The following is a 15781-nucleotide window of genomic DNA, read 5'->3' on the forward strand; positions in this document are numbered from 1 at the left end:
TATTTAATACATATGGCCTAAGTCCAAGATAATCTATTATCTTAAAGAAATTAATATTGCAATTTATGTATTAAAAAAAGGAATCTCAGATCTTTTATCATCATTTTCAATAGGTTCCATAAATATTCTCATAGTTTCTTCATTCCACAAAGATAAATGCCAATCTTTACCTTCATTTACCCACTGTAGATTTTGATTTTCCCTAAAATATTTTGACTTATATTCTATAGGTTTTTTAGGTTTCAGAAGAAAAGCTCTACCTTTTGAAAAGGGCTTATAGTAGACTTCCATATTTATATCAAAATCTTCCTTGCTCAATATCAAGTTATATTCTGACTTAAAAAAATTATGTATCTGATGAAACCATTCTTCTTTTAGGGTTTCATCACTTCTAAAATCAACGCAGGAAAGAAGCAGGGAAAATATGAAAAAAAGTAGAGCTCTTTTCTTTATTTTCATTAGTTCCACCCCATTTTCTTTCTAAGTTCTTTTTCTACCCTTTTCATATCTTCATCATCTACTTCATGGGTATTTTGTCCAGCTTTGACTTCTAATACTGGCAAATGTGCATTATTTCCCATTCCCATATTAAATATTCCTGAAATTGGTTTAGGAAGATATTCATTTCCTGGAGCAAACTGATTTACTTTTCCACCGTTTTTGTCTATAATTGTCCTATTTAACGTACCTCTTCCATTATTAGGCACTATTACAACCATTTTCTTATTATTTATATACTTACCTGGATTATTTACAGGAGCAGGATCTACTGCTACCACTTGAAGATTTAAATGTGAACCAACATGTATAGCTTCGGCACCACCAAGAGAATGTCCGCTTACCTTTACTAGATTGTCTCCATATTTTGCTTTCATTTTTTTTGCATACTCCAACGCTCTTTCCAACTGTTTTGGCGTTCCTTTTTCTTTAGAAGCAAATATTGCTCCACTCGCCTCATAAGCATTGTATACATTAGGACTGACTCTTTTTAATAAATTTTCTTGCAGAGGGCTTAAATTTAAATTTCCTCTAAAATTTGCTCCCCAATCAAGGATATAACTCATTGCTGTTTCTCTATTCAAGCTTTGTCCGCTTTTTCCTGAGCTATTCTTTTCTCTTCGGCAGTTTTTCTTTTTGCAGCATTTACAGCCTGTGCTTTCTCTTTTGCCTTACGTTGATTATGAGCCTGCACATTCCGTTTTATCCTATCAACTTTATCTATTGCTTTTTTTATGGTTCTTCCTGTAGCAACTCCTGCTTTCATTCCAGCCTTAGGGGCTATTTTTCTGTCAACCTGGCTTACTTTTGTCAGTATCTTAGAAGTTGCATTCCCTACTATTGGAACTCTTTTTACATTGGCCTGAACTCCATTCTTGAAGTTTCTCCATTTTTGCTTTCCGATAAGCCCTTCCATGAATTCATTGACGAACTTCTGCATCTCCTCGTCAGTATATCCGTTAAGCCTTGCAATCTCCTGAACTGTCAGCATTGAATTGCTGTAGTCGGTTATTCCGCTCCCGTTTTGGGCATATCCGTTTCTTGCAAGCCCTGTCAGGAACTCCCTGTAAACCGCTTCCACATACTGTGCCTGGTACTCGCTGTCCTTTCCAAACAGAATGTGGCTTATTTCATGCTGAGTTAGTGTATTGAAGTCTATTACCTTGCCTGAATCAACATGCTCCTTGTTTATCCATACTGTCCCGTCTTCCGTTATCGCAAAGCCGTTTTGCAAGAAGCTTTGTCTTGGTCGCATTGTCAAGACACTAGTTTACGCAATTTTGTTATAGGCTTTAGTTGTACTTTTTATTTGGTTCAATATAATCTGGCTCATAAACTTCTTTATATCTCTTAACATTTCTTTGTTCAAAAAATTCTTTTGGAATTTCTTCTTTAAATAGCTCTAACAAGTACTCGTATAATTTCCCTTCTGTTCCAAAATAATCTTTTCTTGATTGAATTTTTTTATTCTCAGTAATTACTGTAATTTCTTCCCAAATAAAAGGAACATAAAAATATGCTTCGCCTGTACTATCATTTATTGTTTTCAAATAGTCATATCCCTTGTCATCTTTTGATTCTCTATAGTATATTTTTATCTTTAACTCATTATTTTTATCAACGAAATAAAGTTCTAGTACATAATTAGTATAATTTTTTATTCTATAAAATTTACCATATAAAAATTTTTCTCCATTTTTCAATTCTATATAATCATTAGAATAATATTTATTAAGATAATCCCTGTTGAACATTTTTTCAAATTCTTTTCTTGTCTTATCAATATTGTCCAATGACTGAATTTGATGTGGATGTAATTTAAAATATAATTCAAATTCTTCTCTACTGTAACTCTTAGAATTAAGTATAACATTTGTTCCACCCATAACATTCCCAAAAATAGATTTTCCTATTTCTGTCAACTCTTTATGAAAAGGAATATTGTCATCATCTTTAGATAACATTAAATTTGAAAGAACAAAAAATAATATTAATAACTTTTTTTTCATCTTTTTTTCTCCATTTCTTGTCTTGTTCTGTTGACTTTAGCTTCTTCTTCTGGAGATATTCCAAAATCAATGAGTATTCCATGAGATACTCTGAAATCAAGACTGTAATTATTGGTAATACAGTTTATTCTGATACATTTGTGTTCTTTATTTCCATATGCATGTGAACCACTTCTGTCAGCTCCAAACTTTTCTGTCCTGCTGTTATCTTTTTCATTTGTAATAAATACTTTTTTTGGGGTTTTTATTAATTCATCTACCAGTTTATTACTTTTAACATATTTTTTAGCACTATCACTTAATTCTTTTTTATTTCCTTTAGCATCTTTAACAAAATCTATTTCATAACCACATTTATTTGCATTTCCTTCATCGCATTCTTTTTTATATTTATTACTTATATCTTTTTTCAATTCTAAATCATAACCAGTAAACTCTTCAAGATATTTTATTATTTTTTCTCTATCCTCATCTGTTATATCAGAACTTGCATCCAAGAAAATTCTATACTGCATATCATCAAGCCTGTATCCATTAAGTCTAGCTCTATCTCCGTCTGTCATGCTCGATTTCATCAAGTCCACTATCTCTCTATCTGTTACGTATCCACTGTCCTTTATGTCTTGTAGGAAGTTTCCGTACACTCCTTCCACATATCTTGCCTGGTATTCGCTTGCATTCACTGAGGCAATTACGTTTGAGAACTTTGAAGAAAACTTAAATCCAGTATAAATTAATATAACGAATCCAAGTTTTCTTGTTTGACTATCTTAACACAAAATCTAATATTGTAAAATATAAAGGCAACCCTGTTTCAAATATAACAGAAAGATAGAAAAATAATCTTTTTATCTTAATATCACTTTCTTTAAGGAATAAGATAATTGTTCGTAAAAGATAAAACATAATAATTCCACTAAGAAATGCAAGCATTGCAATGTCCTGTTCATTAATGTATTCAGGAATATTTTGTAAAATTACCCATTTATAGATTGTAAAAACCGACAATACAATGAAAAAAATTGATAATACAAAATCTATTAAAGTTACAAAATTCCTGAAATAATTCTCAAAAAACTTTCTCTTATTTCTAATCTTAAAATATTGCCATATTATACTTAAAATTAATACTTGATAATTATCCATAAATTTTATTTCTCCAAGCTTTTTAAATATTTTTTAATTTCATATGTATTTTTATGACTTAAATCGTATATTATTTCTTTCTTATCTCCGTTATAATTATAATATTTTATTAAGTTGGAATTTAATAATTTTTGCTATCAATAAATATTAATACATTATAAAATAATATCCATAGAACATCTATAATTAATAACAAATTTATTTCTTTTTTTACTTTTATTAACTCAATTATTCTTTTTATAATTAAATAAAATTTATATATTCCTAAAAAACTTAATATTAGACATATTGACATAATCAATAATTTAGAAATATTAAAATTTTTTTCAAATGTCAATGCAAAAACTCCTAGTGGAAATAATAAAAATTTATTAACTGACCAAATAATATCAACTACATATATACAAACCAATATTTTTTTATTCTCTATTCTATAATATAAATAAATTTTTAAAAAAGATATTAAAAGATAAATTATTGTAAACAAAATATATATCATAAATTATCACCTTAAACTTTAAACTCTAATCAACTCCATAAGACTGGTATTTTTAAAAAACCACCAATAACCAAAAATTATTATATATATTGGAAATATAAAAAACTTAATAATATTCAAATCGGAATAAATAATACTTAATATCATCAATAAAGCAAGTAATAAAAAAACTAACAAAATTCCTGCACAATATAAAATAAAATATTTATTATAATTTAAATATACTTCTTCTTTATCTGAAAATTCTAAAAAAATTTTTTTGCTTTTTGAAAAAAATAACGAATATTCCACAGAAAATTTATTACTGAAAACTTCAATAGAAATTTCTGATTCTGGCTTTAAATGATATTCTTCTTCATCAATCCATAAAGTAATGTAATCGTATCTCGCCCAAATATTGTTTTTTACTTTTATTTCCATATTTTACCTCTTTTTTAAAGTTATTTTGTCTTTTCCCTAAGTTTTTTTAAGATTTCTTTCTCATGATTCCTTATATATTTTTCCGCTGCTAATGTAATGCTTCCAAGACCATTTGCTTGTCTCAAAATTGTCAAAATTCCTGATATTATTTTTCCTTTCCATCCACTAATAGATTTCCGACTTGAAACTCCAGTAGTATAAAATCCACCTATATTTATAGGCGAAGAAACTCCAGCACCTAAATAGCCAGCATTCTCCCAGTCATTTCCAAGCTGTCCAGCATTTAAGAATATTATATATTAATATCCAGATATAAATTATAACGGATGATAATATAATGATAAAGACAGATAATATAAAATCTATTAAAATTACATAATTCTAAAAATAAACATCAAAAATCTTTTATTATTTCTGATCTTAAAATATTGTCATATGATACCAAAATTAAAAATTAATATTATTCATAGTTCTACTTCTTTTCCTTCCAATTTATTCTTAGTAAAAAAATTGATTAATATTGATTTTATTAAATTTTGCTATTACATCTTATTATTTAGATATTTTTGTAACGATATTTTATCAACAAATATAAAGCTACTATTTGTTAAATAAGGATAATGTGTTTCTTTTTCATAATAAAGTTTATACAAACTTAATTTTGACTTACTTTTAGAATCTATAATTTCTATTTTTCCATATTCTGAATACAGCTTATCTAATGGTATAGGTTTTAATTCAATAATTGCGAACAAATTGTCATTGATTTTTACAGGATAACCTCCTATTTTAGTTTTTTTATCTATTTTACTTATAATTTTATCGGAATTTTTTTTTGACCTTTTGACTATATTGTTTTTCTTCATGTAATAAATTTCACCATCAACATAGTCAAATGGCAAATCTCCATCAAAAAGAAATTCTGAAATATTTTTAAATTTATTAAAACTATAAATTTTATTTTCTTTTGAATATATAATTTCATTCTCTTTTATTACAGGCAATCCTTGTCCATTATAAGTCAAAATTTCTTTTATTTCTTCAGTTTTTACATTATATGAATATAATATAGATTCATTCTCCTTTAGATTACTATCCAATCTATCGCCAACAGAAAAATATACATTATTTCCTATTTTTTTCATATAAGGCATCTTATCTTTAAAAATAAATGGAAATGGTATTTTTTCAATTATTTTATTATTTTTAATATCATATCTTACTACAAAACTTTTTTCTATTATAGTGTTAACGTCTTTATAATAGGAATCTCGTTCAAAATAAAATATATTTTGATTCTCAACAGATAAAATATCTGTTGCATATTCTGCGTTAAATTCAAATATTTTATCCTTTCCATTAAAAATAACTATTTTTGCTTCCTTATCCATTGTATTGAATATAGTTATGAAATATTTTTTTTTTAACATATTAAAAATTTTTATTCTCTCAAGTATAACTTTTCCATAAAAAATAATTATCAATAATAAGCAAAAAAAGCAGAGTAAACGTATAAGTTTATTCATAAATACCTCATTTCATCTAATTATATTATTTCTTTTTATTATGTTTTATTAAATTTTTTATTATCTTTCTTTCAATTTTTTTTCTTCATTTGCTGTTAAATTCAATTCGTATTCTATTAAATCCTGTTTTTCTTTATGCATATTTAAATATTCATTTCTATTTACTTCAACATATACACCATCACCTTTAGAATGAAGAAATCCCCAAACGGCATTAGGATTATATCTACCGTAATTATATACTATACCATCAATCTCGATAGATATATGACCAAAGTCTATTATACCTTTATATGGTACGTGATAGAAAATACTAGACTTATTCTCCCAATCATTCCCAAGCTGCCCAGCATTATACGCCAAGTTGCTTCCTATCATATAAAGTGGTGTATCCTTCGCACGTTTGTTAAAGTAATTCTCAAACTGTCTTCCATAGAAACTTGCGTAGTCCTCCGAGTCTTTTAATCCATTGTTGTTTCTATGGTAGATGTGTCTTCCTTCCTCAGCTATTGTTCCTATTGCATCTGCAAAGTCCTGTATATTTTCAGCTACTATTACTACTTTCCCGTTTCCTACATGGTAAGCTCTTCCTGCTATTGCATCTGCTCCCACCACTTCCTTGATGTTAGGGTCATTCAGGCTAATTATCTGCAAGTCATCTATATTTTGCTGTGCCGCCACTTCTGCCATCATCTGTGCTATAGTTTCGTCAAGGATAAATCCATCTGACAGTCCTGCTCTCTCAAGATCATCCCTAGTTTTCTCATAATCAATTCTGTCCCTGTAGTAAAGTCCAATATTCTTATCTTCATTTTCAATTACAGCCTTCATTATTTCTGATACTCTTTCAACCTTGTTCTTTGCCTGAGCTACGTCATTATTGAACTTTTCTCTTCCATAATTTGTTGCCCAGTATTTCAATTTTTTGGGAAAACTCAAACCTTTTTTTTATTTGCTTAAAGATTTGAGTTTTTGTTTCTTAATTTTTAATCTTTTTACAAAAATGATACTTATTATTTTTATCTTTAGATGAATTTTCGCCAGTTAATTCAAAGGTTTTTACATCCATTTCTTTTATAGGAATTGTACCGCAATATATTGTATTTTTATCTTTAGAATATACAGAATTTAATACTTCAAATGTTTCTGCATCTGCATTTTCTAGTTCCCGAAGATAAATTTGATTTTTATCTTTTTCAAAATAATTGACATCAAAATTTTTATTTAAAATATTCCTATCCAGGTAATAAACTCTACTTTTATCTTTTAAATAAACTGAATTTAAAACTTTTACTTTCCTTGCATCTATATTTCCTATCCTTTTATCCTTGTAATAAATATTATTTTTATCTCTTGCATAATTAGAATTAAGAACTTCAAATGTTTCTGTATCAGTAGTTGTTAAGGGTATTCCGTGATAATAAATATTATTTTTATCTTTGGCATAAGAATCATTTAAAATCTTAAAAGTTTTCAGATTTAAATCCTTCCTTTTTTTATCATGATAAAAAATACTATCTTTATCTTTGGAATAACCATAGTTCAAAATTTTAAATGTCTCCATATTTATATTTTCTAATTTTTTCCCTAAATAATATATACCATTTCTATCTTTGGAATAGCTTTCATCTAAAAGATTAAAAGTTTTAGCATCCCTATTCCCTATTATTTCACCATCATAATAATATACATTATTTTTATCTTTGGAATACTGGTCATTCAACACTTCAAAAGTTCTCACATCCGCTTCTTTTAATTTATTATTTAAATAGTAAATATTATTTTTATCTTTGGAATAAATATAGTTTAAAACATTAAAAGTTTTTATATCTGCTTTATTTATCTCATTTCCATCATAAAATACATTATCTTTGTCTTTTGAATAATGGTTTATGTCTCTTTTATCCTCAATAATCATAAAAGTTTTTGGATTTGCTTTTATTTTTTTTCCTTTATAATAAATATTTTTTTTGTCCTGTGCATATCCTGAATGCAGTTCTATAAAGCTTTCATAATCTGCCTCCTCGACTTTTACTAATATTGGAACACCCATAGATATAGTTGAAAAATATATTCCATTTTTATCTTTCAGATAAACATTTAATATATCATTTTTTTTATTTTTAAATACTTTGACTGTATCAGTATCGATTCCTTCAAGTTCATATTGAAATTTATAAACTTTGTCTTTATCCCTGGATATCCCTCTTGCAATGGGAATAAAACTTTTAATATCTACTTTGAATATACTGCTGTCTCTAAAATAGACAGTATTCTTATCCTTAGCAAAAAACTCATCTATAACTTCAAAGCTTTCTATATCAGCAGGAATTTCCCCATCTATCGAAGTGTTCACAACTCTATTATGTCCTGAATATACTGAACTGCCTTCAAATCTGTACATGCTGTAGCTTAGATTTCCAATTGCAATGAGCAATGTCAATATTTCTAACTTTATTCTTTTCATTTTTTAATCCCCGTTCTTCCCTATTCTTCTAGAAATTGACGTATATTTTTCATATCCAGTTGCATTTATATTCATACTATCGTATTCTCTAAGATTTTGTGCATATATTGCTGATAATCCACCATTCGGAGCTGTATATATATTATTTAAGATGAACCATCTGCCCACATCTGCTAACTTGTCATTATATCCCTTATTTGCTAACTGATTATAGTTAATTCCAAAGAAATCTTGCACACCATGATTATTTTCATGGAAAACAGTTCCAATATTTCTTATTGCATTTCCTACAACTATTTCTTTTGAAACCATATCATAGTAGGCACTTGATCCCAGATTTAAATCTGTCTTTACTGAAGGATTTTCCCAGCGTCCTGCACTGTCTATATTAGGTTTTACATTAAACTTTATACGATTTACAGTAATAATTCCATTTTTTACAGCGAACTTATTGTTATTATAATTTTTATACAAATATCTTTCTAAAGTATCTTGTGTTGATTTCTGTACTTCTTTTATAATTTCCTCATTTATTTCTTTTATTCTTTCTTTTACTCTTTCATCTTTTTCATCCAGTCCCTCTAATCCGCTATAAACGCCTTTATTCAGTATAGTTTTTTGCTGTTCCTGTATATACTTATTATTATGAATATTTACTATCCCTCTAGTTATCCATTCATCTTGAAATTTTTGATATTCTTCATTTTTTTCAATTTTTTCTTCATATATTAATGTATAAACAGCACCAACAACATATTCTGCTTCAGTAGTTTTTCCTCCTAGATATTTTTCATTATTTATATTAATTTTTTCAATAAAATTCTCATCTATATAATTTTTTAAAAATTTTTCTATATTATCATAGCTTAATTCTTTTTCACCTCTTTCATTTACAATATATAATTTTTTATCTTCAGATAAGTCATTGTTTATTTTACTAATATCTACGTATTTTTTTATTTTTTCTTTACTGTTATCAGTATATTCAAAGTATAGTCTTCTAGTTTCTTCTATAAATGAATAAACCTCTTTTTCCTTCTCTGATAATTTTTCACCTCTTTCAGCTTTTTCCTGTATTCTCTTAATATTTAAGTAAGTCAGTTCATTCCTTATTTTTTCAATGTTGTATTTTGTGGAAGCCTTATCCATAGCAGTTTTAAGTTTTTCTCTGGAATAATCATTAAGCCAATATTCAGTACCTAAATCAATATTCATAGGCAGTATCTTCTTATCCTTTTTCACTTCAACCATATTGTTTATGTCCCTATTCACACCACTCAAGTCAGCCTTCTCTCCGTTTACAGTAATTCCTGTAACTTCACCTACTGTAGCCTTTACCTTCGCTACATAGTCTGTTTCACTGTAGTTCAGTCTTGTTCCAACTGCTACTCCACCTGTTGCTTCTCCTGTCAGTCTTCCGTTTCTGTATATTTCTGTTACTCCTGGAGTAAATGTCATATTGATTCCAATATTTCTTGACTTGTCAATGTCCTTTAAGTCCTCGTGTTCATAGCCGTTTGAGTTTAATGTGAAGTTTCCGTCAATTAATGAGCCTACCTGCTTCACTGTCCCTTTTACGTCAAGGAAACCTGCTCCCGCTGTAAACTCTGTAACGTTTCTTGTTATTCTCTGCTCCACGTCAGTTCTTGTATGCCCGTGTGTTTTTCAATTAAAACAGCTTTAGATTATTAGTAGAGCCGCTTTGCTATGAAATATTGCAGATAGTTAGCAGAAAACTCAAATTTCTCATAGGTTAGTACAAGAAATTTGAGCCTATTTTTTTTAATTATATTTTTTACCAAACATATTTTTCATCATATCCATTACCATTATCTACCCAATAACAAAACAGAATTGTGAAATCTTTTTGATTATAATATGGCTTTATTTCATCTCTGATTTTTTCAATTTTTTCTTTCGAAAAATATCCTACATAAATTGTTATAATAGGATGAATATTATTAAATTTCATAAACTCATACCAGTCTATCTCCTCAAAATTTCTAGGCTTTGAAAAATATTCCTCTAATTTTTTGCCATACATTTTCAGCCTTTCTACTTTCCCTTCCACTATTTGATTTCCACATTCTTCATCTATTACTGTTAATACTGTATTTTTACTTATCAAACTTTTTTCAAAACTTTCGTGATTCCATTCTTTGAGCATTGTGCCGCATACCCATGTTCTTCCAGAAACTCCAACTGGTACTTTTTTATCATATTTTATACCATGTTTTTTTAATATTTTTTCTATCTTTTCAAAGTCATTTCCTTTGGATTTATCATATATGAGACTGCTCCATAAATACGGCCTTAATCCATAGTAATCAATAATTTCAAGTAATAATCTTGATTTTGTTGTTTTATTAAAAAATGGAATATCTTTTAAAGCTTCGTATTCAAGAGGCCATATTAACCTATCTCCTCCTTCAAACCGAAATTTCGTTGGAGGATATTCTACATGTATTACATCTCTGTTATAAAAGAATTCTGATTTATACTTAGGAATGTTATAGCTGTACAGGACATAGGAGTACGGAAACTTCTATCTTGGTGTCTCTGACAAGCTCCCTTTTTTAGGCAAGGAAAACCTCGCTCCTTGTCAGTATGTTCTCAGCCTATTTAATACACTCACAGATGGTACTTCTTGCAACACCGTATTAAAAGGCAATATTTTCCATAGTTCTATAGTCATGGTAATATGAAAGCATAATTACAAGCCTGTCAAAGGACAAACATCTTTGACGGATGTCCGTCTCTTAAATATTCAATTCTGTATGTTTCATTCAAAAGTTTTAGCATTTTGTCAAAAGTATTTTTTTGATACCAAAAATTTTCTGATAGTTTTCTTCTTTGAGTTTTTTAATTCTTTCAATATTATTTATCATTTTCTTCACTAGTATTATTATACCCTGATATTGTTCTTTAGAGAAAGTTGCCGAACAGGTCTATTAAATTAACTTAGAAAATATAATTATTCATAATTTTTCAAGATGTCCTTTAATTTTTCAGGAGCATAAAGATAAATACTTATAAAAGTATGATCCATCATCCTGTATATTTCAATTGCCTTTTTTGAATTATATAGCAGCAATCCCCCGGCACGTTCTTTTTTATTCAATTTTTCTTTTAAAAACTTGCTTGCATTCTTTTTATAATCCTCGATTATTTTTGTGTGTTCCTCATCTGTTGTAGATGAATCAAAAATTGATGAAAATAACTTGTTTTCAGAGAAAGCAAAACTATTTAGATTTCTTTTTACACCTAACGGATCTTCCACGTTTGCATAGTAATAAACAGCGTAATTCCCATTATCATGTGAATTTGACAACGGCTCACTTTTCACAATTTTTTTCAATTCTTTTGGCGAAATTTCAAAATTAATTTTATTCGTAACTTTTTCTCCAAATACTGTTGCTGACAGCAGCATCATTATAAATAATAAGATTTTTTTCATAGTTGATTCTCCTCTATTTTATTAAAATTCAGTTTTTATTTTGCTTCATCAATTAACCATTTTCCATTTTGCTTCACAAGTTTCAATGTTATTTCTGTCCCGCCTTGATAATTTTTTTTACCATCTAAAACAAATTCTTTCTCATATTTATCTTTCAAAAGAACTGTTTTAGAGTTGGAATCATATTTTTTCAGTTGAAATTCACTTTCATCCCTTATATCTGTTATTCCTGATCCTAGTAAAGCATCATGTTCATAATCAATATCCTTATTTTCTTTCAAAAATTTCTCTTCATCAGAAGTTAATTTCCCTTCAAGTGATTTTTCGCTTAACTCTATATGCTTATTTCTTCTTAAATATTCTTTTCTAAATTTTTCTGTAATTGGAGCTTTTGCAAACCATTTGCTGAACTCATCAGGATTTTTAATTCGTATATATTCATTCATAAAGTTTATTGCCGTATTTACTGCTTTTTTATCTTCATTACTTAATTTTGTATTTACCTGATTGTTTTCTTTAACTGTTTTTTGAACTTTGCCTACTTTTGATTTATTTGCTGCAACTCCTAAGCTTGCTACAATTAATATAGCTATTCCTAATTTTTTTAACATTTTTATCACTCACTTTCATTTTAATTTTTGATTATTACAATTAATTTATCATATAATATTCAATACATTTTTTATATTCCCATTTTTAAAAGTAAGCCTGCCATAACCAATACAAATAGTTTTCTTGCTTTCTTCTTCATAATAATTACCAGCTTTCTTATCATAAACCTGGCTCAGAAATTATAATATGTTTAAATTTAAAAAGATTCAAGTATATCTTAACAAATTAACCTTAAATTTAACTTAAAATTTTTAATAAATCTAAATATTTTTATCTTTTTATATTCTATTTTTTTAATTTCCAGCTTAAAATCTTACCTGCAGATAAATTAACTTTAAAATTATACTCTACATAACCTACTTTTATTGTCCCTTTATAGATTGATTTTTCGACATTTACAAGAATAACTTCCTCAAATGAAGCATCTTCCAAGTCATCGTAAACATCTTGTTTCAGTTTCTCTAAAATCATATCTTCCACATTTTTTTCTTTTTCAGCAGATTTACCATAATAATTATTAGCCTCTTTCCTAACTGTAGTATCATTTGAGGCTATAGCGGCAGTTTCATCAGGATTATTTGATTCTGGTATAGGTGCCGGTGCTGGTAACATTATATTCCAGTAAGAATCAGATACAAGTCTTTCACTGGAACTATGTGCAATTATCCTTCCTGTATTTGCATCAACATTATATCTGTATTTTTTATTTCTGTAATAAAATTCAATGGCATAGATATATTTTTTGTTTTCTTTTTCCAAAATAAGTTTTGTCAATTTTACATTATTTGAATGTACTTTTGAATGTTCAAAAACAATTTTTTTGGCTTTTTCCAAATTTATTTTTACTTTGTTGTTTCTAATTGTTACAGCCTTTATTTCTGCAGAATATAAATTTATGCCAGTTGAAGCAGGCAGCATTGATAAAATTAAAACCGGCGTTACTCTTCTTCATAGTGCTTTCATTTTCTTCCTTTCTCAACAAATTTACCTCGATATTGATTAAAACAACCTTTTTAGTTATGTACTACAAAATTTTTTCAGGCAGATAAAAGGTAAAAACTGTCCCTTTTCCTAACTCACTTTCTACCGTAATTGTCCCCTTATGCTCTTCTATTATCCATTTTACAATAGAAAGCCCAAGTCCTGAATTATCGCTGGAACGGGAAGAATCAACCTGATAAAACCGATTCCATATTTTATTAATATGTTCACTTGAAATTCCGATTCCATCATCAATAATCTCACATTTTATTTTATTTGAATTTTTCAAATCTGCATTTTCAGATTCATTTTCCATTTTATTTAAAATTATTTTTATTATTCCATTTTCATTTCCATAAGTAATGGCATTTGAAATAAGGTTAATAAAAACTCGTGTAAGCATATCCTTGTCAACATCCGCAAAAATATCTCCATTTTTATCGTAAATAATTTTAATATTTTTCTCTTTAGCATAATTATTTTCTATTTCAATAACTAACTGAATAATTTCATTTAAATTTTCGTTTTTGATATTAAGCTTCTGATTTTTTTTATCCATTCTGGCAAGCATAAGCAATTCAGAAATTAAAATTGACATTTTTTTAGATTTTTCCAAGATGTTTTTTAGTATTATCCTCTGTTTCCCATTTAAATTCACATATTTCAAGCTGTATTCACTTTGCATACGAATTGCCGAAAGCGGAGTCCTTAATTCATGAGCAACGTCCGACGTAAACTGGGTCTCCCTGTCAAATGCCTCCTGCAAGCGATTAAACATCTGATCAAAAGTTTCAGCCAGATCATAAATTTCCCTTTCTCCACTTTGTAAATTAATTCTTTGAGAAAGATCATCTCCCTTTGAAATTTTATTAACAGTTTTGACTATTTGCTCAATTGGACTAAAAGATTTTTTTGTTATAAATTTCCCGCTTAAAATGGAAACAATTATTAAAAACGGAAATATAACAATAAATATTAAAATAATTAATTCTATGTTTTTTTCAAGGCTGGAAAAAGGTGTAATTCCTCTAATTAGTATTTCCCCATGCCCATCAAGATTTTTCCTTATGTCATAAACATACCATTTAGAATTTGAATTAGCCTGTTTTACTATCTTTAATTTGTTGCTTTCAGTAGGATTTTTTGAAATTTCCAAATCAATATTTGTATTACCATATATAAAATCAAGATTTTTATCATAAATTGAAATAAAAATATCATCAGTTATAACACTCAGATTATTGTCAACTATTAACTCCCCATCTTCAAGCTCAATACTCTTGTTTATTTTTTCCACTGTCGTTTTAAGCCTTTTATAAACAGAATTTCTTACAGCGATAGAACTGATATAAAACATTGCCCCCAAAAAACACAATACAATTATAACTATCATGCCTGTATACCATAATGTAATTTTTGTTTTCATTGAAATTCTTTTTTTATTGTAATTAATTTTATTGTTTATTTTATTAACATCATTATTCATTTTCTTCCTTCAGGACATATCCCACACCTCTTATAGTATGAATTAATTTAGGCGTAAAATCTGTATCAATTTTTTTTCTTAAAAGTCTTATATGCACTTCTATTACATTACTGTTTATTTCAGAATCAAAATCGTAAATATGCTGCTCAATTTTATCTTTTGAAATAACTCTTTTTTTATTTCTTATCATATATTCTAATATCGAAAATTCTTTTGGAGACAACTTTATTTTCTTTTCATCCCTAAATACAGTATGCATGTTGCAATCAACTGTAAGATTGGCTATCTTAAAAACATTTCCTACTGAATCAGACTTTATGCTATTTTTTCTAAGTATTACACGGATACGTGCAAGCAGCTCCTCAAAATCAAACGGCTTTACCAAATAATCATCAGCTCCATAATCCAGCCCTTTTACCCTGTCCTGAACACTCTCCCTCGCAGTAAGGAACAATACTGGCGTCTGTATCCCCTTATTCCGTATTCTCTTCAACACTTCAAACCCATCCAATTTAGGCAGCATTATATCCAATATCAGCACATCATATTCTGCAGAAAAAATATAGTTAAGCGCCTCTTGCCCATCAAAACAGCTGTCAACACTATAATTCTCTTTTCTTAGCGTTCTAGCTATAATATCATTTATCATTCTCTCGTCTTCTACTATCAAAATTCTCATT

Annotated in this window: 17 protein-coding genes; all 17 read right to left on the reverse strand. The window is 27.9% G+C overall.

The annotated features are described in order from the left end of the window. Nucleotides 1-63 precede the first annotated feature (63 nt). The 17 genes from HW275_RS10900 to HW275_RS10980 all read right to left on the reverse strand — a co-directional run bounded on the left by HW275_RS10900 (nt 64) and on the right by HW275_RS10980 (nt 15780). Entirely contained in the window at nt 64-459 is a 396-nt protein-coding gene (locus HW275_RS10900) for a hypothetical protein (protein ID WP_178936579.1), read from the reverse strand. Next, a complete protein-coding gene (locus tag HW275_RS10905) occupies nt 459-1064 on the reverse strand; it encodes a lipase family protein (protein WP_218975157.1) in 606 nt (201 codons plus the stop codon). The genes HW275_RS10900 and HW275_RS10905 overlap by 1 nt, the downstream gene beginning before the upstream one ends. A 14-nt stretch (nt 1065-1078) precedes the next feature. Continuing rightward, entirely contained in the window at nt 1079-1753 is a 675-nt protein-coding gene (locus HW275_RS10910; protein ID WP_178936581.1) for a hypothetical protein, read from the reverse strand. 37 nt (nt 1754-1790) lie between these two features. Then, nucleotides 1791-2507 (reverse strand): hypothetical protein, encoded by a 717-nt coding sequence (locus tag HW275_RS10915; RefSeq protein WP_178936582.1) that lies wholly within the window; start codon nt 2505-2507, stop codon nt 1791-1793. After that, a complete protein-coding gene (locus HW275_RS10920; RefSeq protein ID WP_178936583.1) occupies nt 2504-3190 on the reverse strand; it encodes a hypothetical protein in 687 nt (228 codons plus the stop codon). The genes HW275_RS10915 and HW275_RS10920 overlap by 4 nt, the downstream gene beginning before the upstream one ends. Nucleotides 3191-3272: 82 nt before the next feature. Continuing rightward, nucleotides 3273-3653, reverse strand: coding sequence for a hypothetical protein (locus HW275_RS10925; protein WP_178936584.1), 381 nt, complete (start codon nt 3651-3653; stop codon nt 3273-3275). A gap of 517 nt (nt 3654-4170) precedes the next feature. Next, nucleotides 4171-4572 carry a hypothetical protein gene (locus HW275_RS10930; protein WP_178936585.1) on the reverse strand — a complete coding sequence of 134 codons (402 nt, stop codon included), beginning with the start codon at nt 4570-4572 and terminating at the stop codon, nt 4171-4173. Between the two features lie 542 nt (nt 4573-5114). Next, complete coding sequence (locus HW275_RS10935; RefSeq protein ID WP_178936586.1) at nt 5115-6002, reverse strand: hypothetical protein; 888 nt, start codon at nt 6000-6002, stop codon at nt 5115-5117. 156 nt (nt 6003-6158) lie between these two features. After that, nucleotides 6159-7019: a hypothetical protein gene (locus tag HW275_RS10940; protein WP_178936587.1), complete on the reverse strand. Its 861-nt coding sequence runs from the start codon at nt 7017-7019 to the stop codon at nt 6159-6161. A gap of 58 nt (nt 7020-7077) precedes the next feature. After that, entirely contained in the window at nt 7078-8565 is a 1488-nt protein-coding gene (locus HW275_RS10945) for a DKNYY domain-containing protein (protein WP_178936588.1), read from the reverse strand. Between the two features lie 3 nt (nt 8566-8568). Then, entirely contained in the window at nt 8569-10203 is a 1635-nt protein-coding gene (locus tag HW275_RS10950) for a hypothetical protein (RefSeq protein ID WP_178936589.1), read from the reverse strand. Between the two features lie 157 nt (nt 10204-10360). Continuing rightward, complete coding sequence (locus HW275_RS10955; RefSeq protein ID WP_178936590.1) at nt 10361-10732, reverse strand: hypothetical protein; 372 nt, start codon at nt 10730-10732, stop codon at nt 10361-10363. An 807-nt stretch (nt 10733-11539) separates the two neighbouring features. Then, nucleotides 11540-12022, reverse strand: coding sequence for a hypothetical protein (locus tag HW275_RS10960; RefSeq protein WP_178936591.1), 483 nt, complete (start codon nt 12020-12022; stop codon nt 11540-11542). A gap of 35 nt (nt 12023-12057) precedes the next feature. Beyond that, nucleotides 12058-12633: a hypothetical protein gene (locus tag HW275_RS10965; protein ID WP_178936592.1), complete on the reverse strand. Its 576-nt coding sequence runs from the start codon at nt 12631-12633 to the stop codon at nt 12058-12060. Between the two features lie 286 nt (nt 12634-12919). Next, entirely contained in the window at nt 12920-13552 is a 633-nt protein-coding gene (locus HW275_RS10970) for a PepSY domain-containing protein (RefSeq protein ID WP_178936593.1), read from the reverse strand. A gap of 106 nt (nt 13553-13658) precedes the next feature. Continuing rightward, complete coding sequence (locus HW275_RS10975; protein WP_218975158.1) at nt 13659-15101, reverse strand: HAMP domain-containing sensor histidine kinase; 1443 nt, start codon at nt 15099-15101, stop codon at nt 13659-13661. Beyond that, on the reverse strand, nt 15094-15780 hold the full coding sequence (locus tag HW275_RS10980; protein ID WP_178936594.1) for a response regulator transcription factor: 687 nt from the start codon (nt 15778-15780) through the stop codon (nt 15094-15096). The genes HW275_RS10975 and HW275_RS10980 overlap by 8 nt, the downstream gene beginning before the upstream one ends. Between the last annotated feature and the right edge of the window lies 1 nt (nt 15781).

Origin of the sequence: Leptotrichia sp. oral taxon 223, assembly GCF_013394795.1 — a bacterium.
Taxonomy (GTDB): Bacteria; Fusobacteriota; Fusobacteriia; order Fusobacteriales; family Leptotrichiaceae; genus Leptotrichia.

Excerpts from the sequence above, each read along its gene's own strand:
- HW275_RS10900 (WP_178936579.1), bottom strand. The coding sequence starts at position 459 with ATGAAAATAAAGAAAAGAGCTCTACTTTTTTTCATATTTTCCCTGCTT.
- HW275_RS10905 (WP_218975157.1), bottom strand. The coding sequence starts at position 1,064 with ATGAGTTATATCCTTGATTGGGGAGCAAATTTTAGAGGAAATTTAAAT.
- HW275_RS10910 (WP_178936581.1), bottom strand. The coding sequence starts at position 1,753 with ATGCGACCAAGACAAAGCTTCTTGCAAAACGGCTTTGCGATAACGGAA.
- HW275_RS10915 (WP_178936582.1), bottom strand. The coding sequence starts at position 2,507 with ATGAAAAAAAAGTTATTAATATTATTTTTTGTTCTTTCAAATTTAATG.
- HW275_RS10925 (WP_178936584.1), bottom strand. The coding sequence starts at position 3,653 with ATGGATAATTATCAAGTATTAATTTTAAGTATAATATGGCAATATTTT.
- HW275_RS10930 (WP_178936585.1), bottom strand. The coding sequence starts at position 4,572 with ATGGAAATAAAAGTAAAAAACAATATTTGGGCGAGATACGATTACATT.
- HW275_RS10935 (WP_178936586.1), bottom strand. The coding sequence starts at position 6,002 with ATGTTAAAAAAAAAATATTTCATAACTATATTCAATACAATGGATAAG.
- HW275_RS10945 (WP_178936588.1), bottom strand. The coding sequence starts at position 8,565 with ATGAAAAGAATAAAGTTAGAAATATTGACATTGCTCATTGCAATTGGA.
- HW275_RS10955 (WP_178936590.1), bottom strand. The coding sequence starts at position 10,732 with ATGCTCAAAGAATGGAATCACGAAAGTTTTGAAAAAAGTTTGATAAGT.
- HW275_RS10960 (WP_178936591.1), bottom strand. The coding sequence starts at position 12,022 with ATGAAAAAAATCTTATTATTTATAATGATGCTGCTGTCAGCAACAGTA.
- HW275_RS10965 (WP_178936592.1), bottom strand. The coding sequence starts at position 12,633 with ATGTTAAAAAAATTAGGAATAGCTATATTAATTGTAGCAAGCTTAGGA.
- HW275_RS10970 (WP_178936593.1), bottom strand. The coding sequence starts at position 13,552 with ATGCTGCCTGCTTCAACTGGCATAAATTTATATTCTGCAGAAATAAAG.
- HW275_RS10975 (WP_218975158.1), bottom strand. The coding sequence starts at position 15,101 with ATGAATAATGATGTTAATAAAATAAACAATAAAATTAATTACAATAAA.
- HW275_RS10980 (WP_178936594.1), bottom strand. The coding sequence starts at position 15,780 with ATGAGAATTTTGATAGTAGAAGACGAGAGAATGATAAATGATATTATA.